The organism is Lutibacter agarilyticus (genome assembly GCF_900188235.1).
Lineage (GTDB): Bacteria > Bacteroidota > Bacteroidia > Flavobacteriales > Flavobacteriaceae > Lutibacter > Lutibacter agarilyticus.
The window spans coordinates 268,701-288,977 of the sequence record NZ_FZNT01000002.1 but is presented as its reverse complement, the minus strand read 5'-3'; the positions used below and the strand labels follow the sequence as shown (position 1 = coordinate 288,977).

At 29.4% G+C, this 20,277-nt stretch carries 17 protein-coding genes and 1 tRNA gene; 15 read left to right on the top strand and 3 right to left on the bottom strand.

Annotation, left to right across the window (positions count from 1 at the left end; translation table 11 throughout):
- Positions 1-96: 96 nt before the first annotated feature.
- The 8 genes from CHB67_RS03955 to CHB67_RS03920 all read left to right on the top strand — a co-directional run bounded on the left by CHB67_RS03955 (position 97) and on the right by CHB67_RS03920 (position 8,447).
- Positions 97-1,512, top strand: coding sequence for an OmpA family protein (locus CHB67_RS03955; RefSeq protein ID WP_089380444.1), 1,416 nt, complete (start codon positions 97-99; stop codon positions 1,510-1,512).
- Between the two features lie 75 nt (positions 1,513-1,587).
- On the top strand, positions 1,588-4,323 hold the full coding sequence (locus CHB67_RS03950; protein ID WP_089380443.1) for a PD-(D/E)XK nuclease family protein: 2,736 nt from the start codon (positions 1,588-1,590) through the stop codon (positions 4,321-4,323).
- Positions 4,324-4,332: 9 nt separating this feature from the next.
- On the top strand, positions 4,333-5,181 hold the full coding sequence (locus tag CHB67_RS03945) for an alpha/beta hydrolase family protein (RefSeq protein ID WP_089380442.1): 849 nt from the start codon (positions 4,333-4,335) through the stop codon (positions 5,179-5,181).
- 85 nt (positions 5,182-5,266) lie between these two features.
- Positions 5,267-5,704, top strand: a complete 438-nt coding sequence (locus CHB67_RS03940; RefSeq protein ID WP_317045689.1) for a GNAT family N-acetyltransferase — start codon at positions 5,267-5,269, stop codon at positions 5,702-5,704.
- Complete coding sequence (locus tag CHB67_RS03935; RefSeq protein WP_089380440.1) at positions 5,697-7,031, top strand: MATE family efflux transporter; 1,335 nt, start codon at positions 5,697-5,699, stop codon at positions 7,029-7,031. Before CHB67_RS03940 ends, CHB67_RS03935 begins: the two co-directional genes overlap by 8 nt.
- A 12-nt stretch (positions 7,032-7,043) precedes the next feature.
- The gene (locus CHB67_RS03930; protein WP_089380439.1) at positions 7,044-7,799 is read left to right on the top strand and encodes an enoyl-CoA hydratase/isomerase family protein; all 756 of its coding nucleotides are present in this window, start codon (positions 7,044-7,046) and stop codon (positions 7,797-7,799) included.
- A gap of 3 nt (positions 7,800-7,802) precedes the next feature.
- Positions 7,803-7,985, top strand: coding sequence for a hypothetical protein (locus CHB67_RS03925; protein WP_089380438.1), 183 nt, complete (start codon positions 7,803-7,805; stop codon positions 7,983-7,985).
- 9 nt (positions 7,986-7,994) lie between these two features.
- Positions 7,995-8,447, top strand: a complete 453-nt coding sequence (locus CHB67_RS03920) for a 6-pyruvoyl trahydropterin synthase family protein (RefSeq protein WP_089380437.1) — start codon at positions 7,995-7,997, stop codon at positions 8,445-8,447.
- Between the two features lies 1 nt (position 8,448).
- Here CHB67_RS03920 and pth read toward each other — a convergent pair whose 3' ends face one another.
- From pth to CHB67_RS03905, 3 genes are all read right to left on the bottom strand, one after another.
- Positions 8,449-9,078: an aminoacyl-tRNA hydrolase gene (pth, locus tag CHB67_RS03915; RefSeq protein ID WP_176461219.1), complete on the bottom strand. Its 630-nt coding sequence runs from the start codon at positions 9,076-9,078 to the stop codon at positions 8,449-8,451.
- A 77-nt stretch (positions 9,079-9,155) separates the two neighbouring features.
- Complete coding sequence (locus tag CHB67_RS03910; RefSeq protein WP_089380436.1) at positions 9,156-9,767, bottom strand: 50S ribosomal protein L25/general stress protein Ctc; 612 nt, start codon at positions 9,765-9,767, stop codon at positions 9,156-9,158.
- Positions 9,768-9,788: 21 nt separating this feature from the next.
- Positions 9,789-10,730 (bottom strand): ribose-phosphate pyrophosphokinase, encoded by a 942-nt coding sequence (locus CHB67_RS03905; RefSeq protein ID WP_089380435.1) that lies wholly within the window; start codon positions 10,728-10,730, stop codon positions 9,789-9,791.
- 151 nt (positions 10,731-10,881) lie between these two features.
- Between CHB67_RS03905 and CHB67_RS03900 the strand changes: the two genes are divergently transcribed.
- The 7 genes from CHB67_RS03900 (at position 10,882) to CHB67_RS03870 (ending at position 20,193) form a co-directional block, all read left to right on the top strand.
- Positions 10,882-10,963: transfer RNA gene (locus CHB67_RS03900), tRNA-Leu, on the top strand.
- A 145-nt stretch (positions 10,964-11,108) separates the two neighbouring features.
- Positions 11,109-12,188 carry a tyrosine-type recombinase/integrase gene (locus CHB67_RS03895; RefSeq protein ID WP_089380434.1) on the top strand — a complete coding sequence of 360 codons (1,080 nt, stop codon included), beginning with the start codon at positions 11,109-11,111 and terminating at the stop codon, positions 12,186-12,188.
- Between the two features lie 3 nt (positions 12,189-12,191).
- On the top strand, positions 12,192-13,115 hold the full coding sequence (locus tag CHB67_RS03890) for a DUF6617 family protein (protein ID WP_089380433.1): 924 nt from the start codon (positions 12,192-12,194) through the stop codon (positions 13,113-13,115).
- Between the two features lie 136 nt (positions 13,116-13,251).
- Entirely contained in the window at positions 13,252-13,533 is a 282-nt protein-coding gene (locus CHB67_RS03885; protein ID WP_089380432.1) for a helix-turn-helix domain-containing protein, read from the top strand.
- 4 nt (positions 13,534-13,537) lie between these two features.
- Positions 13,538-13,882, top strand: a complete 345-nt coding sequence (locus tag CHB67_RS03880) for a hypothetical protein (RefSeq protein WP_089380431.1) — start codon at positions 13,538-13,540, stop codon at positions 13,880-13,882.
- Positions 13,866-15,068, top strand: coding sequence for a primase-helicase family protein (locus tag CHB67_RS03875; protein ID WP_089380671.1), 1,203 nt, complete (start codon positions 13,866-13,868; stop codon positions 15,066-15,068). Before CHB67_RS03880 ends, CHB67_RS03875 begins: the two co-directional genes overlap by 17 nt.
- An 826-nt stretch (positions 15,069-15,894) precedes the next feature.
- Positions 15,895-20,193 (top strand): DEAD/DEAH box helicase, encoded by a 4,299-nt coding sequence (locus tag CHB67_RS03870; RefSeq protein WP_089380430.1) that lies wholly within the window; start codon positions 15,895-15,897, stop codon positions 20,191-20,193.
- The last annotated feature ends 84 nt before the right edge of the window (positions 20,194-20,277 follow it).

Genomic DNA, 20,277 nt, shown 5'->3' with positions numbered 1-20,277 from the left:
AATTTTAAAGAAGCCATCCTCAAAAAGGATGGCTTTTTTGCTTTAAATTACTTTGTGATTTCATTATATATGACTTAAATTAGTGGAAAAAAAGATATGAAAACGTGTAACTTAACTAGCTGCTTTTTTTTTATTGCCATTAATTTTCTTTTTATAACAACTACAAGGTCTCAAGATAAGGCTAACCCTTGGATGATTGGTTTTGGTGTAAATGCAATAGATCATTACTCAACAAATATTAAAGGAATGACTTCTAATGTGGGTAACCCAACCAAATGGTATGATCAATTTTTTAATTTAAATGCTCATTATAACTATATTTCAGCTCCTTCAAAATTATCATTATCCCGTTACATTAATAAAAGTTTCAATGCTGAATTAGCTTTTACTATAAATCAAATTACACAGTTAGGGAATACAACTTTAACTAAAAGTGTACCCTATTTTGCTATTGATGCAAATGCAAGCTATAATATAAATATGCTAATTGGTGATACTGGTTTTTTTGATCCCTATGCGTTATTAGGAGCTGGTTTCACCATGCAAAGTGGAAACCGTGATAATAATGTTGTGTTTAAAAATCAAGGCTCTTTTAATAGTGGTTTAGGCGCAAAGTTTTGGATTTATAAAGGTTTGGGGCTTAGAGTGCAATCAATGCTTAAGTATTTTTTTAATGATGGTTCTTACAGGCATTTTCAACATTCAGCAAGTATTATTTATAAATTTGGTGCTTATGATGGAGATAATGACGGAATTGATGATCACAAAGATAAATGTCCTGAAATATATGGTTTAAAGGAGTTTGATGGTTGTCCAGATTCAGATAATGACGGTGTGCCCGATTCTTTAGATGAATGCCCTGATGTTTTTGGAGTTGTAGCATTAAATGGCTGTCTTGATACAGATGATGATGGTGTATTGGATAAAGATGATCTTTGTAGTACCATTAAAGGAAAACCTGAATTTAAGGGGTGTCCTGATACAGATGGAGATGGTATTATTGATCCGCGTGACGCTTGTCCAACAGTTGCTGGGTCAGGTTCAAGAAATGGTTGCCCAGATATAGATACTGATGGAGATGGTGTTCCAGATAATATAGATAAATGCAAACTTGAACCGGGGTTAAAATCCAATAATGGTTGCCCAATAGTTAAAGAAGAATTAGCTGCTACATTAAATGAATTAGCGAGTAGTATTTTATTTAAGAATGCATCAGATGTTATTTACCCAGAATACAAAGTTAAATTAGATGAAATGGCTGAATTAATGAAACAAAACGGTCAATTAAAATATAGAATTGAAGGTTATACCGATAATGTTGGTTCTACCGATACAAACTATAGGCTTTCAGTAAAAAGAGTGAATACAGTATTAAATTATTTAATTTTTAAAGGTGTGAATCAGTTAAATTTATCAGTGAAAGGTTTTGGAGAATTGTATCCAATTGCAAGCAATGCTACTCCTGAAGGAAGAGCTTTAAATAGAAGAGTTGAAATTAAAATCACAAATTAAAAAAGGAAAAAATACTTTTAAAAAAGTCATTTCAATCGAAATGGCTTTTTTATTTTTATCATCTAAAAAAGTTATATGAATTCATTTATTTCAAATGTAGTTGAAGAAGTTTTAAAGAACCACAAAAATTTGAACGAAGTAACATTTGTGCTTCCAAGTCAACGTGCTTGTGTGTTTTTAAAAGAGGAGTTATTAACTAAAATTTCAACAACAGCTTTTCTTCCAAAGATTGAAAGTATTGAAAATTACATTCAAGAATTGGCCGATCTTCATTTAATTGATAACACCCAACTTCTTTTTGAATTTTATTCTATTTACAAAGCTACTATTCCAAAGGATAATTTAGAGTCTTTTGAAGCATTTTCACAATGGGCAACAATAGCTTTGCATGATTTTAATGATATTGATTGTTATTTAGTAAACACCAAAGATTTTTTTGAAAATTTAAAGGATATTAAAAAACTAGATAAATGGTTTCAAGAAAAAAAGCCAAGTAAATTAGCAGTCAATTATTTGCATTTTTTTGAAAATTTAAATGTTTTGTACAGCGCTTTGTATGATAGCTTAAAAACAAATAAAGTTGGATATCAAGGTTTAATTTATAAAGAAGCAACCGAGAATTTAGAATTTTATATCAATAGTAATTCTGATAAAAAGATTGTTTTTATTGGGTTTAATGCGTTAAATAAAGCGGAAGAATACATTTTTCAGGAATTATTAAATAACGGCATAGCAACCGTTTATTGGGATGCTAATGAACGTTTTTTTAAGAAATCAAATGAAGCTGGAGTTTTTTTAAGAAAATATAAATCGGAATGGCTTTATTATAAAGAAAACGAGTTTTTATGGGCTGAAAACAGTTTTAATCAAGCACAAAATATTCATTTAATTGGTGCACCCAAAAACATTACCCAAATTAAATATGCTGGAGAATTGTTATCAAAATTTGATAATTTTAGTAAAACAGCGTTAGTGTTAGCCGATGAAAATTTATTAACATTAACCTTAAATTCTTTACCAAGCAACATAAATAATATTAATATTACCATGGGATATCCATTAAAAGATATGCCATTAGCAGGTTTGTTTAACAAGTTGTTTAAAATGCATTTAAACCAACTAAAATTCAATAAAAAAACTACCGAGTTTTATTATAAAGATGTGTTGAGTTTATTAAATGACCCCTTTTTAAATAAATTATATACAGAAAAACTTCAAAAAATAATTTCAAAAATAAATAAGGAAAACCGCATATTTTTAACGCTTGAAAATTTAAAAAATGGGATTTCAAAAGAAGAGCAATCTGAACTTTCAATTGTATTTTCATTATTTAGTTTGTCAACAGATACCAATAAAATTATAGCGCAATGTAGTGCGTTGATAAATGCCTTAAAACCTTTTGTTGAAGGTGTTGAAAAGGAATATTTATTCCGTTTTTACAATGTTTTTCAACAATTAGAAACATTAAACACAACGTATAATCATATTGAAAATTTAAAAACTTTAACCTTGTTTTACGGTCAATTACTACAAAATGAAAAATTATCATTTCAAGGTGAGCCGTTGCGAGGTTTACAGTTAATGGGAATGTTAGAAACCCGTGCTTTAGATTTTGATACCGTTGTAATAACTTCAGTAAACGAAGGGATTTTACCAGGAGGAAAAAATGAGTTTTCGTTTATACCTTACGATGTGAAAAAATATTTTGATTTACCAACGTATCAAGAAAAAGATGCCATTTTTTCGTATCATTTTCAACGATTATTACAAAGAGCAAAAAACATTTATTTAATTTACAATACAGAAACTGACGGTTATGGTTCAGGTGAAAAAAGTCGTTTTTTAACCCAGTTAGAAATCAACAATCCAGCAATCATAAAAACCATTATAAGTCCAAAAGTGCAACCAGTAGAAACCAAACTTTTAGAAGTTGAAAAAACGCCAGCAATAATTCAAAAATTAAAAGAAGTTTTTACAGCTGGTATTTCGCCATCGGCATTGGCAAATTACATATACAATCCGATTAGTTTTTACGAGCAAAAAGTATTGGGTATTAGAGAAGATGATGAGGTTGAAGAAACCATTGCTGCAAATACAATGGGGTCAGTAATTCATGATGTTTTAGAGCATATGTACAAACCCTTTATTGGTAAGTTTTTAACCAAAGATAATATTGCAGCAATGCAAAAAAGTACCATTCCTTTATTGAATACTTATTTTGAAAAACATTATTTTAAAGGAAATATTCAAACCGGGAAAAACAAGTTAATTTTTGAAGTAAGTAAAAGTTATATTGATCGTTTTTTAAATCAAGAGTTACAGATCCTGAACCAGAAAAAGGAATTGAAAATAATTGCTTTAGAAGGAAAACTAAACTGTGAAATAGTTATTGAAGGAGTTGATTTTCCTATTAAATTAAGAGGGATTGTAGACCGTGTAGATGAGTTAGACGGTGTAACCAGAATTATAGATTATAAAACAGGCAAGGTTGAAAGTGGTCAATTAAAAATGACCGATTTTAGTGTTATAAGTGAAGATTATAAATATACCAAAGCAATGCAAGTAATGTTGTATGCTTATATGTTTTTACAAACTTCAAACAATGAATTTAACGAATTAGAAAGCGGAATTATTTCATTCAAAAATTTAAGAGCAGGCTTTATGAAAATGAATTTTTCAGCATCAAGAGGTCAGGATAATCATGTTTCTGAAGAACGAATTGCAGATTTTATGTTAGAAATTAAAAAGTTAATTGTAGAAATTTTGAATCCAGAATTACCGTTTAAGCAAAATCAAGATTTACCATTTTAAATAAAAAATATGAGTTCAATACGCAATACCATTGTAAAAAGTAAGTACCATAATAAACCAATTTTAACCGATTTATTTTATAAAGAAACCAATACTAAAAAACCAGTAGTTATTTTTTGTCATGGCTATAAAGGTTATAAAGATTGGGGTGCTTGGAATTTAGCTGCGGAAGAATTTATGAAGCAAGATTTATTTTTTGTAAAATTTAATTTTTCACACAATGGCGGTACCACTGAAAACCCAATTGATTTTCCAGATTTAGAAGCTTTTGGTCAAAATAATTTTACTTTAGAATTAGACGATTTAGAAACGGTAATTAATTGGCTAATCAGTAATTCAGACTTTGAAAATGAAGCTGATTTTGAAAATATTACCTTAATTGGGCATTCTCGTGGTGGTGGAATTGTAACGTTAAAAGCTGCTGAAAATAATAAAATTTCAAAAGTAATTTCTTGGGCTGGTGTTTCAGATTTTGGCGCTCGTTTTCCAAAGGATGAAAAAATTCTTCAATATTGGGAAAAAGAAGGAGTTTCGTACATTGAAAACGCAAGAACAAAACAGCAAATGCCGCATTATTTTCAGTTTTATACCAACTTCAAAGAAAATGAAGAACGATTGACCATTAAAAATGCAGTTACTAATTTAAGCATTCCGCATTTGATCATTCAAGGTGAATTAGATGATGTTGTAAAAACCAATGAGGCAGAAAATTTACACCGTTGGAATCCAAAAAGTGAATTGATAGTAGTGGAAGGAATGAATCATCCGCTAGGTTGCACGCAACCTTGGACTGCTGCTAAAATGCCTGTTCATTTAGCTGAAGTAGTAAACTACAGTGTAGATTTTATAAAAAAATAATGTTATTTATAATTTGATGATTAAAAGAGCAATTATATCAGATTTAAATGATTTGTTAGCAATAACAAAGTGTTGTGCAAAACACATGATTGATAAGAAAATTTATCAATGGAATGAATTGTACCCATCAAAAGAAGTACTTCAAAATGATATTGAATTACAGCAGCTTTGGAAGTTAGAAGTTGATGATAAAATTATTGGTTTGATTGTTCTAACTGATATTGAAGATGCAGAATATAAAGATATAAAATGGTTGACTAAAAACGATCAAAATTTATACATTCACCGTTTGGCAGTTCATCCTGAATTTCAAGGGAAAGGATATGCTCAAAAATTAATGAGTTTTGCTGAAAATTATGCTAAACAACACAAATTTATTTCAATTAGATTAGACACTTTTAGTCAAAATAAACGAAATCAGAAATTTTATAAACAACAAAATTATAAGCAATTAGGAAGTATTTATTTTCCAAAGCAAAGTGAGTATCCTTTTTATTGTTTCGAAAAAATAGTGAATGTATAAAGAATCAAATATTACTTTTAAAGGAATAAATAAATTAGCCATTCCGGCTATTATTTCTGGAATTGCAGAACCTTTACTTTCAATAACAGATACCGCAATTGTTGGAAATATTCAAGTAAATCCTACTGAAGCTTTGGCTGCGGTTGGTATTGCAGGTTCATTTATTTCAGCATTGGTTTGGATTTTGGCCCAAACACGTTCAGCAATTTCAGCAATTGTAGCAAAGTATTTAGGTGCAAAAAAATTAGATGAAATTGCAACCTTACCGGCGCAAATTATAGCTATCAATCTATTTTTAAGTGTTGTTATTTATGTAGTAACCATTTTTTTTACCGAGCAAATTTTTAAGTTGTACAATGCTGATGGACTTATTTTAAATTATGCCGTAGATTATTACAAAATTAGAGCTATTGGTTTTCCTTTAACGTTGTTTGTGTTTTCAGTATTTGGTGTTTTTAGAGGCTTACAAAACACCTTTTGGCCTATGGTTATAAGTATTGTTGGTGCTTGTTTAAATATTGGGTTAGACTTTGCATTGGTTTACGGAATTGAAGGATTTATAGCTCCTATGAACGTAAAAGGGGCTGCATGGGCAAGTGTAATAGCTCAAGGAGTAATGGCAATTTTAGCTTTGGGATTATTGTTAAACAAAACACCTTTTAATTTGAAATTTACATTTAAATTCAATAAAGAAATTAAAAACTTATTAGCTATTAGCTTCAACCTTATTATTAGAGCAATGTCTTTAAATGTGGCTTTGTATTTAGCTAATTCGTACGCAACAAAATATGGTCAAAATTATATTGCAGCACAAACCATCGCTTTTCAAATTTGGTTGTTTTTTGCTTTTTTTATTGATGGATATGCAAGTGTTGGTAACATTGTTTCAGGAAAATTATTGGGAGAAAAAAACTACGAAACAATGTGGAAGCTAAGTATTAAATTAAGTCGATATTCCATTGTTATTGCCGTATTATTAGCTTCAATTTGTGGATTGTTTTATCATGAAATTGGACTGCTATTTTCAAAAGATGCATTTGTGTTAGAATCGTTTTACGGAGTTTTTTGGATTGTACTATTAATGCAACCTATAAATGCTGTAGCGTTTGTTTTTGATGGTATTTTTAAAGGATTGGCAGAAGCAGTTACGTTAAGAAATTTATTAATTGTGGCTACTTTTTTAGGTTTTATTCCTGCATTGTTAATTGGTGATTATTTTGACTTAAAATTATATGCCATTTGGATTGCTTTTACGGTTTGGATGTTATTGCGATCTGGAATTTTGGTTGTGAAATTTAGACGAAAATATTTGCATAAAAACACGTAACTTTGAACTCTTATGAGTAACGGAAGTTTATATACGCATATTCAAAATAATATTGCAACGGTTGAGTTTTTTCACCCTGCTAGTAATTCGTTTCCAAGTGAATTATTAGCTAGGCTAGCTGCTGAATTTAAAGAGCTTAGTTCAAACCCAGAAGTTCATATAATTGTTTTAAAAAGTGAAAAAGAAAAAGCTTTTTGTGCTGGTGCTTCTTTTGATGAACTGGTTGCTATTTCTAATTTTGAAGAAGGGAAACAATTCTTTTTAGGTTTTGCAAACGTACTAAATGCGATGCGAAACTGTTCAAAAATAATTATTGGGCGTGTACAAGGGAAAGCTGTTGGTGGTGGAGTTGGTATAGCTGCTGCTTGTGATTATTGTTTTGCCACAGAACAAGCTGCTATAAAACTTTCAGAATTAACTATTGGTATTGGACCGTTTGTTATTGAACCTGCCGTAACGCGTAAAATAGGTATTGCATCATTTTCTGAATTAGCTTTAGATGCTACTAGTTGGAAAACGGCGTATTGGGCAAAAGAAAAAGGGTTGTTTGCAAGTGTATTTAATTCCATAAATGAAATGGATACTGAAGTTGAAAATTTAGCTTTAAAACTTTCAACATATAATGCTGAAGCATTAGTAGCTTTAAAAAAGACCTTTTGGGAAGGAACTGAGGATTGGGACATATTGTTAAATAAACGTGCCGAAATTAGCGGTAATTTGGTTTTGTCTGAGGCAACAAAAAAAGCACTTCAAAAATTTAAAAAGTAACACATGTTAGCAAGTTTTATTGCATTATTACAGCAGGTAGATATTGAAGAAAAAATGAAAAATGCACCTGATAGCGGCTACGAAATAGGTGTTGTTATTGGTACTTATTTACCTTTTGTGTTTTTAGTAGCGATTGCTTATTTTGTGTACCATAAGGCGAAAAACAGAAAAGATTTAGACGATTAATTTATAAGTATGAGTAATATTAGAATAACAAAGCAGTTTGATTTTGAAACTGGCCATGCATTATATGGTTACGACGGAAAATGTAAAAATGTACACGGGCATAGCTATAAATTATCTGTTACAGTAATTGGAACGCCAATTAGTGATACTTCAAATGTGAAATTTGGAATGGTGATAGATTTTGGTGATTTAAAGAAAATTGTGTTATCTGAAATTGTAGATAAATTTGATCACGCTACTGTTTTTAATAAAAACACGCCACATGTTGAATTAGCTGCAGAATTGGAAAAACGTGGACATAATGTTATTTTAGTAAATTATCAGCCAACCAGTGAAATGATGTTGATAGATTTTGCTGAAAAAATAAAAAATCGTTTGCCTGAAACTATTCAATTACACTCATTAAAACTACAAGAAACTGGTACATCACATGCAGAGTGGTTTGCAAGCGATAATTTGTAATTTATGTTCCGTTGAAGGAATTCATCGTATTATTTAAACCAGCAGTACCAAATGATTTTACAAGTTCGTGTGCTTTTTCTAGGCGTTCAGGTAATAGTTTGAATTCGTCTTCATTCCATTTTCCTAAAACATAATCTACTTGTCGACCTTTAGAAAACTCATCTCCAACGCCAAATCTAAAGCGCGCGTATTTTTGAGTTTGCAACACAGCATTTATATCTTTTAAACCGTTGTGACCTCCATCACTTCCTTTCGCTTTTACTCTAATAGCACCAAAGTTTAAGTTTAAATCATCGCAAATAATCAATACATTTTCTAGCGGAATATTTTCTTTAGTCATCCAATATTTAACAGCCTTTCCACTTAAATTCATATAAGTTGAAGGCTTTAAAAGTATAAAAGTTCTTCCTTTAAACCTGAACTTTGCAATGCTTCCTAATTTTTGACTTTCAAAAGCAGCATTTTCTTTAGAGGCTATTTCATCTAAAATTTTAAAACCAATATTATGACGTGTATCATCATATGTTGCACCAATATTCCCTAAACCAACAATTAAGAATTTTTTCATAAGCTCTTCTGTAGTTTCCTTTTCTTTTTTTGAACCGAATAATTTTTTAATGAATTCGAATATTTGCATGCTGCAAAAGTACTAAAAAGAAAAAGCGTTGCAAATATGCAACGCTTTTAAATACTTTTATTAAAGTTGAATTATTCAGCAGCAGCTTCTTCAGTTGCTCCTTCTTCACCTTCTTCTTCATCATCATCAGATGCAACAGCACTTCTAGAAGTTCTAACTTGAACAACTACAGAGTTTTCAGGATGTAGAATTGAGAATTTATCATCTGCTAATTCAGAAACGATTAATTTACTTCCAATTTTTAATTTAGAAATATCAGCATTGATAAAATCAGGTAAATCAGCAGGTAAAGCTCTTACACTTAATTTACGCATTGCAAAACGTAAAGAACCACCATTAATTACACCTGGAGAAGTTCCAACTAATACTACAGGTATATTCATAGTTACCAATTTATCATCAAATAATTGGTAAAAGTCAACGTGTAAAATTTTGTCAGAAACTGGGTGAAACTGAATATCTTGCAAAATTGCATGATATGTTGCCCCTTCTACTTCAATCGTTGCAGTATATACGTTAGCGGTATACACTAATTTTTTGAACGATACTTCGTCAGCTGAAAAGTGTAATGGTTTATCCCCTCCGTATAATACGCAAGGTACCTTTCCAGCATTACGTAAGGCTTTAGTACTTACTTTGCCCACGCTTTCTCTTTGAGATCCTTTGATTGTAATTGATTTCATTTTTATTTATTTATTAATTATTTACATTAAAAATTGTCCGCTGATAGATCGGTTATCTTGAACCTTATGCATTACATCTGCGAACAAAGGCGCGCAAGATACAACTTTTATTTTAGAACTCTCTCTTTTTAAAGGAATTGTGTCTGTAACAATTAATTCTGTAAGTTTTGAGTTTTCAATTTTATCATAAGCTCCGCCTGATAATATTGGGTGCGTACATATAGCGCGAACACTTATGGCTCCTTTTTCCATCATTACATCAGCAGCTTTTGCAAGTGTACCACCTGTATCAATCATATCGTCAACTAAAATTACATTACGACCTTTTACGTTTCCAATTAATTCCATAGAATCAATTTCGTTAGCTTTGATACGTTCTTTATAGCAAATTACTACATCACTTTCTAAATATCTAGAATAAGCATACGCACGTTTAGATCCACCCATATCTGGAGAAGCTACAGTAATATTGTCTAATCCTAATTTATTGATGTAAGGTAAAAACACTGTAGATGCATATAAGTGGTCAACAGGTTTTTCAAAAAATCCTTGAATTTGATCTGCATGTAAATCCATCGTCATAATTCTAGTTGCGCCAGCAGCTTGAATTAAATTAGCCACTAATTTAGCGCCAATTGCTACACGAGGTCTGTCTTTTCGGTCTTGTCTTGCCCATCCAAAATAAGGGATTACAGCTGTAATATGTCTTGCGGAAGCTCTTTTAGCAGCGTCTAACATTAACAGAAGTTCCATTAAATTGTCTGAATTAGGAAAAGTAGAACCTATAATAAATACGCGTCTACCTCTTACCGATTCAACCAAAGCAGGTTGAAATTCTCCATCGCTAAAGTTTGAAATTATTACATTTCCTAGTGGAAGACCGTAACTTTCAGCGATTTTTTCAGCCAATACTCTGCTTTGTCTACAAGCAAATATTTTAGGAGCTAATTGATTATTTTGCATTTTTTCTAGTTGTGTTAATTATTAGATTTTCTTTGTGTTGTTGTTTGTTGGGTGCAAATTTAAAATTATTTAAGTAGGAATTAAACAACTTAGTAAAGTTTTTGTGTTTTAGATGAAAAAAAATTATAAATTTGCATTCCAATTTAGAAATGCCTCGATGGCGGAACTGGTAGACGCGCTGGATTCAAAATCCAGTTCTTTCGGGAGTGTGGGTTCGATTCCCACTCGAGGTACTAGATTAGATATTAAGGGAAATTAATAAAAGCTTAGACAGCTGTAAATCAACAGTTTAGATCAATAAAAGTTTTTGCTAATTTCCCTTTTTTGGTTCTTTTTTTCATATATTTGGTACTGATATGGTACTAAAATTTGATTGCTATGAGTGTTAATTTAAGAACGAGAACGCAAAGTAAAGGCGCTATTAAGTATTTTTTAGATATTAATCATAATGGTAAAAGATATTACGATTTCTTAGACATTAAGATTTTTCCAACAGATACAAAACAAATTAAGGCTGACAAAAAGAATTTAGCAGAGTTAATGCGGTCTAATAGGGAGATTGAATTACTTACCGAAAGCACTTCTTACGTTCCAAAACACCTAAAAGGTGTTAACTTCTTTGATTTTGCAAATGACTATATTAAAAATTATAAGAAGAAAGATGTTAGAATGATACAAGCATCTTTGAATTATTTTAAAGAAAATGTTAATGATAATAATTTAGCGATATTACAATTAACACCTACCATGATGTATGGCTATAAAGATTATTTAACTGACGAATGTGGATTAACTGGTGAAACACCTCATAATTATTTTACAAGATTTAAAAAAATATTAAAAAGTGCTGAATTAAAAGGTTTACTCATTAACAACCCAACAAAAGAAATTAAGTTTAGAAAAACAGTTGGGGAAGGTGTTTTAAAGAAACAAATTCTAACAACTGATGAATTAAAAACTTTGGTTAAAACTAAATGTGGAAATGAAGAAACTAAAAAGGCTTTTTTATTTGCTTGTTACACAGGTTTGGGGTTGGCTGAAATAAAAGTATTGACGTGGAAAAATGTTATAAATGGTAAATTGGTTACAAATCGTGAAAAGACAAAACAAAAAGTTGAAATTAAGTTAAAAGAAGGTTTGCTAAAATTAATTGGAGAGAAGCAATCTAAAAGTGCTCATATTTTTAAGTTGGTAAACGATAAAAATAATTCGTTATCTACAAATGCTATTAACAAGTGTATAAAAAACTGGGTTGAAAGAGCTAAGATTGAAAAGCATATTACTTTCTATTGTGCAAGACATACTTTTGCAACTCAGTTACTTCAATATGGGGCTAATTTAAAAACTGTTGCAGATGCAATGGGGCATACTTCTACAAAAAGTACTATTAAATACTTGAATTACATAGAAAATTTAAAAGATGAAGCCATAGATAACTTGCCAGATATAAATTTTTAAAAAATGAAAGAAAAAGATTATCACTCTATTTATGAAAAATATTTTAATCAATATTTAGAAGAGTATATTAATGAAATTCAAAGCTTCTATAAACGGTCTTTAAAAGAGGGAGATGCTCATGATTTTGTTTATGATTGGTGTACTTCTACTTTAACTGGAAAAAGAGGCGAGTTAAAAATTAATGATGAACCTTTTTATAGATTGTACTCAATCTATAAACGAAGAAGTGAGTTAGTGCAAGAGTCAAACCCAAATAGATTGTATTTAAAACATATCATCCCTGCTTATGAAAAATTGAAAATTGGGTTAAAGGAAGTTGAAATAGAAATTTATATAGAAGAAATTGCTATTTCTGAAGCTTCTCAAACTTTGTATTCTTGGTATTCAAATTGGTCAACTGTTTATAAAATGATGTTTGAATTGAAAGATCTTACAGAATTTAAAATTATTAGAAACGCTGCTTTTAGTGAAGGAGGTGAAATTTTTAAGAAATATCATAGGGAATTATACCCTAATCATTATGCGGTTGAAGAAAATTTATTTGATTTTGAAATTTCAGCAAAATATAAGGCAATATTTAAAAATGTTTATGAAGATTTAACAGTTAGTTTTATTGATGAAAAGCGAACTAGTATTGAGGATTTTGAGAATGTTTTTTTATTTAAAAACAAAAAGCACAAATCAAAAATTTATTTTTTTTGTAATACAGAGGTTGCAGCTTATTTATTGTGGGAATTAAATTTTGCTTTTAAAAAATTAAATTTCACGAATATTGAAAAATCAAAATTATTTATTTCATGTACGGATAGAGAGCTTAAGCAAAAAAATCTATCAAATAGTAAAAAATCATTTATTAATAAAATTGGAGAACAAGAGGTGGATTTATTAATAAATGAAATAAACCATATACTTCAAAAAGTGAAATAAAGTTAAATTCTATTAACAAGTTAATCTATAGTTAATAAGACACTTTCCTTTTATTGCCTATTTTAAATATTTGCACTGTTATCAAAATGGTAACGGAATAGCGCTATTCCATTTTTAATTTTAACACCATTAAAAAATGGATCAAATCATTTTAAATAAATTAGAAGAAATAAATAATAATCTATTTCTTCAAAAAGCAGTCTTGTCTTTTGACGAAGCATGTAAGTATTGCTCAATTTCAAAAAGTAAAATGTACAAACATACTTCTTCAAGTAACATAGCATTTTACAAACCAGAAGGGAAGCTAATATTCTTTAAAAGAGAAGAACTTGACCAATGGTTATTGCGAAACCGACAATCATCAATGGATGAATTACAGCGTGAAGCAACAAAATATTCATTAACTAAAAGAAGGTAGGTATATGAATAATTTGAAGAACCTAGGTGAAGATTATTCGAATGATATAGTAGATCATTTAGAAAAATTAATAGCTGATTTATATAGAATGCAGATTAGTAATAATAAAAATTATGTCTTCTGTAAATCAATTGAAACCTTAATTGAAAAAAATGAAATGCTAATAAGATTAGTGAAAGTCAATGTTCGATTTGAATGGTTGAAAATTCAAAATGAAATGGATCGGTTATATAAAATAGATAATTCTTTGACAGGTTACAATATTCAGTTTGATTTTAAAGAAAGTAAAGAGTCAAAAAGAGCTTTGATTCGAATAATTAAAATTGATGAAAATGAAAAAGGAAAATAGTTATTTAAGGATAGGGACAGATTACTACAAAAAGGGGTTAGTCCCCCTTTTTAGTGGTGACACTTATAGTGCTTTGTTAAAGTGGAATAAAAGTGAAATTGTTACTGATGAGGGCAAGGATTATTTACAGGAAATTGAAAAGTATGATGGCTTTTGTTTAATTCCTTCTCATACAGATTATAAACAACAAATTCAAGGCTATTATAACAGGTATGAAAAGATTGAACATCAATTTTTAATGGGTGATTTTCCTAAAACGAAAGCATTTTTAAAACATATTTTTAATGAGCAATATGATTTAGGTTTAGATTATTTAACCATACTTTGGAAACATCCAACACAAGTACTTCCAATTTTATGTTTGGTAAGTGAAGAGCGTAAAACAGGTAAAACCACTTTTTTAAATTGGTTAAAATTGGTTTTTCAAGGTAATATGACCATTAATAAAAATGAAGACTTTAGAAGTCGTTTTAACTCTGATTGGGCTTCAAAATTAATTGTTTCGGTTGATGAAGTTTTATTGGATAAAAAAGAAGATAGTGAACGAATAAAAAACCTTGCAACTGCTGTTAGTTATAAAACCGAATCAAAAGGAGTTGATAAGGTGGAAAGTTTTTTCTTTGGAAAATTTATTCTTTGCTCTAATAATGAAGAGAACTTTATAATTGTTGATAAAGATGAAATCAGGTACTGGGTTCGTAAAGTTCCATCATTGCCTGATGCAGATGAAAATCCTAATCTTTTGAATGACCTTGAAAAAGAGTTGCCTTATTTTATGTGTTTTTTAAATGAAAGAAGGATTAAATCTGCTAAAAAAACAAGAATGTGGTTTACGAAAGAGCAAATTTTTACAAAGGCTCTTTCAAGATTGGTAAAAGGAAATACAACCTATTTAAATAAAGAAATTGAAGAAATTTTAATTGATGATTTTTATAAATATGATGTTGATGAATTAAAATATTCTTTAAGTGATTTAGTTGAAATTTTATCAAAAAATAATGTAAGAGCTTCTACTTCAAAAGTTTCCGAAGTTTTAAAGAGCTATTTTAACATTAAAAGTAAAAATGGGTCATATTCCAAGTATTATTTATCAATTCTACCAAATAGTAATTCTCATTTTGTTGAAGAATTAAAACTTAAAGGGAGATACTTCTCATTTAAAAAAGAAGATTTTATAAAAGACTAAATTCATGTTGATTTGTTGATTAGTGTCGTAATGTGTTTTAAATCAGTGAAATACATCAAAACATTAGATCAACATCTCGTCAACATTAGCAGGAGATGTTTTATAAAAAAAATGATAATATTGTATTTGTTGACACTTTGTTGATTTCTTGTTGATTAGGATGAGTCTAGTTTTTAGGTGTTTAGGGTAGTAATCAACAATTCAACAACATTTTTTATGTAAACTTTTAAAGCTCTCATTAATTTGGGAGCTTTTATTTTAGAACTCCTGATGGGCTATGTATTGCAATTTTAAGAAATTTTCTAATTAGAGGTGTGAAGTAATAATTGTAACTAAAAGGTTATGTTAAAACATTTGTAAATACTTATCTACGGTTTTGTCGTGCTTTTGTCTTGTGTTGTAAGGTGTCGTTTAGCTAATGGTATCAAGGGTTTTATTAATTTTTGTCTTGTCTTGTCTTGTCTTGTCTTGTCTTGTCTTGTCTCATACTGCAAACCAATTAGAGAGAAAATAAAAATGTTTCTATGTTATTACAGTTGCAATGGGTAACAATCTTATGTTTTTATTAAAGAGAGTTGAAATAAATGGTTTTAGCATAAGTTTAAGCCAGTTGCTACTAATTTGCCAACTGGCTATGAAGACAATAAATTCCTAACTTATTCTTTAATTTTAATGTTATTTGTCGTTTTTAGCCAGTTTGTTCTTATTGAAACAGGTGGCAATTAATTAAACTCATTTTAAATAGTCATTCATATTTTAATCATAACTCAATTATCCTTAATTTAGTCGGTAAAAATTGCAACCCTTTATTAATCATACTTCAAGAATGGATAGTTATAACCAAGCATTAATAGAAATATTAAAAGGTGTTGAAAATTGGGAGGGTTTAAAATTTAAGTTAGAGAAATTCAATACTTCCCAAACTGAAACAACGAAAAAGAAGACAACAGCAGGTAAAATATTTGAATATTTTACTAAATATTATTTTTTAGCTGAAACTAAGGTTAAATCAGATTATAAGAAAGTTTGGCTTTATGATGATATTCCGATAGATATTCGTAAAAAACTGAATTTACCATCTGTAGATCACGGAATCGATTTGCTTTTACAAAGTACAAATGATGATTATCATGCTGTACAATGTAAATTTAAAAATGATGAGCTGAAAAAATTAAGTTGGTCAGGTGATAAAATTGCAAATGTCTTAGCTTCGGGTACTTTATGTCAAAAAGTTATTGTTTTTTCAAATGCTGCTGATGTTACTGGTGTTGCTAAGAGTTTTGATAAATATTCACATTTTGTTTATGATGCTTTAATTGATATTAAACCTGAAGTCTTTAAAAATATTTTGCTTTTAGCTTTAGGAGAACAACCTAAGGAAATTAAAAAATACGTTCCTCAAGAACACCAATTGAAGGCTATAAATGAAGTTGTAAAACATTTAGAAAATAATGATAGGGGGCAATTGATATTACCCTGTGGAGCAGGTAAAACGTTAACAGCATTATGGATTAAAGAAGAATTAAAATATAAGACTATTTTAGTTTTGGTGCCATCACTAGCTTTACTTAAACAAATTAAAAATGATTGGGCTGAACAGAGAAGTACGGATTATAAATATATGTGTGTTTGTTCAGAAAAAGATATTGATAAATATAGGCCTGATAGCGTAATAGTTCATACTTACGAAATAAGCGGTTTAGTTTCGACAGATCCTATAATTGTTAGTAACTTTATTAATGAAAAAGGAAGTAAAGTTATTTTCTCAACTTATCAGTCACTTAAAGTTATTCAAGAAGCCTGCGAAGAAAAAGAAAAATTTAGTTTTGATTTAATAATATGTGATGAAGCTCATAGAACCACTGGAAGTAAAAATAAAAGCATTTTCACATTAGTTCATTATAACGATAAAATTCCAAGTAAAAAAAGGCTCTACATGACAGCTACTCCAAAAGTAGTTTCCACAAGTTTTAAGGCTAAATTAGGTGGTGATTATGAATTGCTTTGTGACATGAGTAATTCTAGTATTTATGGAGAAGAGGCTTTTAGAATGACTTTTGGAGAGGCTATTGAGCAGGATATATTAGTAGATTATAAAATTATTGGAATTGGTGTTACAGATAAACAGATTAAAGAATTTATAGACCGTCAAAATTATTTAGGTGATTATTCCGCAACTGATTTGGCTCATAATTTTGCTTTGGAACTGGTAATGAAAAAATATAATGCCTTTCATGCGTTATCTTTTCATTCAAAAGTTGCTTTTGCGAAAGAATTTTCTGAAAGACATAGTCTGTTTTTTAATGAAATTTTCTCAAAACATGTTGAAGGGAAGCAATCAACTACTTATCGTGCTAGGGTTTTAAATGAATTTAAAAAAAGTAAAAGAGGAATTGTATCAAATGCTAGGTGTTTAACAGAGGGTGTAGATGTTCCTGCAATTGATTTAATTTATTTCTGTGATCCAAAAACGTCTAAAATAGATATTGTTCAAGCATCAGGGAGAGCATTAAGAATTAGTAAAATAAATAATAAAACGATGGGGTACATTGTAGTTCCAATATTCCATCATATTGAAGAAAATTTAGAAGCTGAAATTAAGCGAAAGCCCATATTTAATCATTTAATACAAGTTGTTCGTTCTCTTTGTGATCAAGATGAGCGTTTACAAGCATACATAGACACGATAGCTTTTGAGAAAGGTAAAAAAGGAAACTCTAAAATTGAAATAGATTTTTCAGGCGGTGAAACTGAAAGAGTAATTAAGTTAGATGGGTTAGAGAATAAATTAAAAAATGTTCTTTTTGATGAAATAATTGAAAAAACTAGAACTTTATGGGAAGTGAGATTTTTACAATTAATAAGTTTTAAAAAAGAAAATAATAATCTTAATGTTTCAAAATTAGATCATCCAAAATTACATAATTGGATGTCTGAGCTTAGAAGGTATAATAGAGGTAACAAACTTGACTCAAAAAAGAAAGAAAGGTTAAATGAAATTGGATTTGATTGGAAAAGTGAATCTTTCAAAGAGATAACAGATGTAGATGAAATATGGCTGAGCACCTTTGATAGATTATTAGATTATCATACAGAATTTGGTAATTGTGATGTGCCTGCAAAATATTCTAAAGATAAACAACTTGGAACGTGGGTTGTTTCTCAGAGACGAAATAAAAAGCTTAATAGAATTTCACAAGAGAGAATTGATTTATTAAATGAGTTAAATTTCAAGTGGGAAGGAAGAGGTGGCGTTTTTGAGAAATTTATTAAAAGATTAGAAGAGTTTAAGTTAAAGTATGGACATACTATGGTTCAAGCTGGTAGTGATGACTTTCCTAAGTTTGCAAAATGGACAAATAGATATAGAACGATACTTAATAACGGGGTTACTCAAGAGGATGGCTCTGTTAAACATAGTGCAGGTACTTTAACAAAGGAGCAGATTAATAAGTTAATAGGGCTTGGTTTTAAGAAATCTGCAGGGAGGTTGAATTGGGAAGGTCATTATGATGAGTTGAAAACTTATTTTGAACAACATGGTCATTCAAGTCCAAAACAATCTGATAATTTAGATCTCTATCATTGGTGTTATAGGATGAGGGAGAAACAGGATGGTTTAACTAAAGTTAGAAGAGAATTATTAGAGAAAATACATTTTAATTTTAAGAGAAAAAAATCTTTAGGTAAATCAGGCTCAAAAAGAAAAGGAACAAAGAAAAACAAAATAAATACGATTGTAGAACCTTCAATTAATTCAATTAACAAAAAGATTGATGAGACTTGGATGGTTAATTTAAGAAAACTAGAAGACTATTATAAATCGAATAATACTTTTCATATTCCTAATTCTAAGAAGGATTTAATGCCTTTAAGGTCGTGGTTACAATACCAAAAAAATATTTATAAAAAGAAGAAATTAGATAAAAGTAAAATTAAACTATTAAAGTCAATTGGTTTTTCTTTTGAGCTTAATTATAGAGGGAATAAATTTGAAGACCCAATTAAATCAGAAAATGATTGGAATGAAAAATTTGAAGAGTTTAAAGATTTTCATTTAAAGTTTAAAACGTTTCTCATACCGAATAAACAAGAACAATACAAACCCTTAAGAAGTTGGCTTCAAGAACAAAAAAGATTTAATAAATTAGGACGTATAACTTCGGAAAGAAAAAGCAGGTTATTAGAAATAGGCTATTCATTTGATCTAGATTTTAGGGGTAAGAAATTTGAACATGAAACAAACCCAAAAGTAAAAAAGACACATGTAAGGGGTAATTCTGAAACTTGGAAAAATAAGTATCTTAAATTAATTGATTATAAATTGAAAAATGGCAACTGTAATGTACCTAGAAGCTATGAAGATAGGAGTTTAGCTAATTTCGTAAATAGCCAGCGCAATTTATATAGAAACAATGAGCTAGATAATGATAAAATTGAGAAGTTAAAGTTGATTGAATTTGAGTTTGATTTTAGATCTAACACTTGGAATAATCATTATTTAGAATTAAAAGCTTTTTTTGATAAGAATGGGCATTCAAATTATAAGAAAACAGATGAAAACAGGACATTATATAATTGGACATTAATTCAACGAGGTAATAATAAGAAAGGTAAATTAACAAAAGGGAAAATATTAAAATTTAACAATATAAATTTTAATTGGCATCCTGAGAATACAGGTTCTCCAGATGATGATGGTTGGTTTGATATGTTATTACAATTAAAAATATATAAAGAAAAATTTGGAGATACAAATGTTTCCCAAGTAAGTCCAGTTTATAAAAGATTAGGGAAATGGTTGAATGAACAAAGGTTATTTAAATATGGGAAAAACGCAAATGGTAAAACTTATTATTTAAGTGAAGAGAGAGAGGAGTTACTGAATGATTTGGGTGTGGTTTGGAACCCTCGTGATAACCGTTGGGGGTTAAGGGTAAATCAATTAGAAAAACACTTCAAAAAGTATGGTCATTTCAGGGTAAATCAAAAGGATGAAGAGTTTAAAGTTTTGTATAGTTGGTTATATAAAATTAAGAAAAAGGGCACTTCTATAGAGCGAATACACGATTTAAGAAATATTGGTTTTCCAACGGAAAACATTAATATTATTCATGAAAATTAAGAAGTAAATAGATGTTCAACTTTATCAGAAATGTTTGAACGGACAAAATAAAATTTAACAAAAAAATAAAAATTATTAACATTT

What these genes read in the sequence shown, in the direction of transcription:
- CHB67_RS03945 (WP_089380442.1), top strand. Translation starts at nt 4,333, where the DNA reads ATGAGTTCAATACGCAATACCATTGTAAAAAGTAAGTACCATAATAAA.
- CHB67_RS03885 (WP_089380432.1), top strand. Translation starts at nt 13,252, where the DNA reads ATGGATCAAATCATTTTAAATAAATTAGAAGAAATAAATAATAATCTA.
- CHB67_RS03950 (WP_089380443.1), top strand. Translation starts at nt 1,588, where the DNA reads ATGAATTCATTTATTTCAAATGTAGTTGAAGAAGTTTTAAAGAACCAC.
- CHB67_RS03870 (WP_089380430.1), top strand. Translation starts at nt 15,895, where the DNA reads ATGGATAGTTATAACCAAGCATTAATAGAAATATTAAAAGGTGTTGAA.
- CHB67_RS03955 (WP_089380444.1), top strand. Translation starts at nt 97, where the DNA reads ATGAAAACGTGTAACTTAACTAGCTGCTTTTTTTTTATTGCCATTAAT.
- CHB67_RS03910 (WP_089380436.1), bottom strand. Translation starts at nt 9,767, where the DNA reads ATGAAATCAATTACAATCAAAGGATCTCAAAGAGAAAGCGTGGGCAAA.
- CHB67_RS03875 (WP_089380671.1), top strand. Translation starts at nt 13,866, where the DNA reads ATGAAAAAGGAAAATAGTTATTTAAGGATAGGGACAGATTACTACAAA.
- CHB67_RS03920 (WP_089380437.1), top strand. Translation starts at nt 7,995, where the DNA reads ATGAGTAATATTAGAATAACAAAGCAGTTTGATTTTGAAACTGGCCAT.
- CHB67_RS03925 (WP_089380438.1), top strand. Translation starts at nt 7,803, where the DNA reads ATGTTAGCAAGTTTTATTGCATTATTACAGCAGGTAGATATTGAAGAA.
- CHB67_RS03890 (WP_089380433.1), top strand. Translation starts at nt 12,192, where the DNA reads ATGAAAGAAAAAGATTATCACTCTATTTATGAAAAATATTTTAATCAA.
- CHB67_RS03930 (WP_089380439.1), top strand. Translation starts at nt 7,044, where the DNA reads ATGAGTAACGGAAGTTTATATACGCATATTCAAAATAATATTGCAACG.
- CHB67_RS03880 (WP_089380431.1), top strand. Translation starts at nt 13,538, where the DNA reads ATGAATAATTTGAAGAACCTAGGTGAAGATTATTCGAATGATATAGTA.
- CHB67_RS03935 (WP_089380440.1), top strand. Translation starts at nt 5,697, where the DNA reads ATGTATAAAGAATCAAATATTACTTTTAAAGGAATAAATAAATTAGCC.
- CHB67_RS03905 (WP_089380435.1), bottom strand. Translation starts at nt 10,730, where the DNA reads ATGCAAAATAATCAATTAGCTCCTAAAATATTTGCTTGTAGACAAAGC.
- CHB67_RS03895 (WP_089380434.1), top strand. Translation starts at nt 11,109, where the DNA reads ATGAGTGTTAATTTAAGAACGAGAACGCAAAGTAAAGGCGCTATTAAG.
- CHB67_RS03940 (WP_317045689.1), top strand. Translation starts at nt 5,267, where the DNA reads ATGATTGATAAGAAAATTTATCAATGGAATGAATTGTACCCATCAAAA.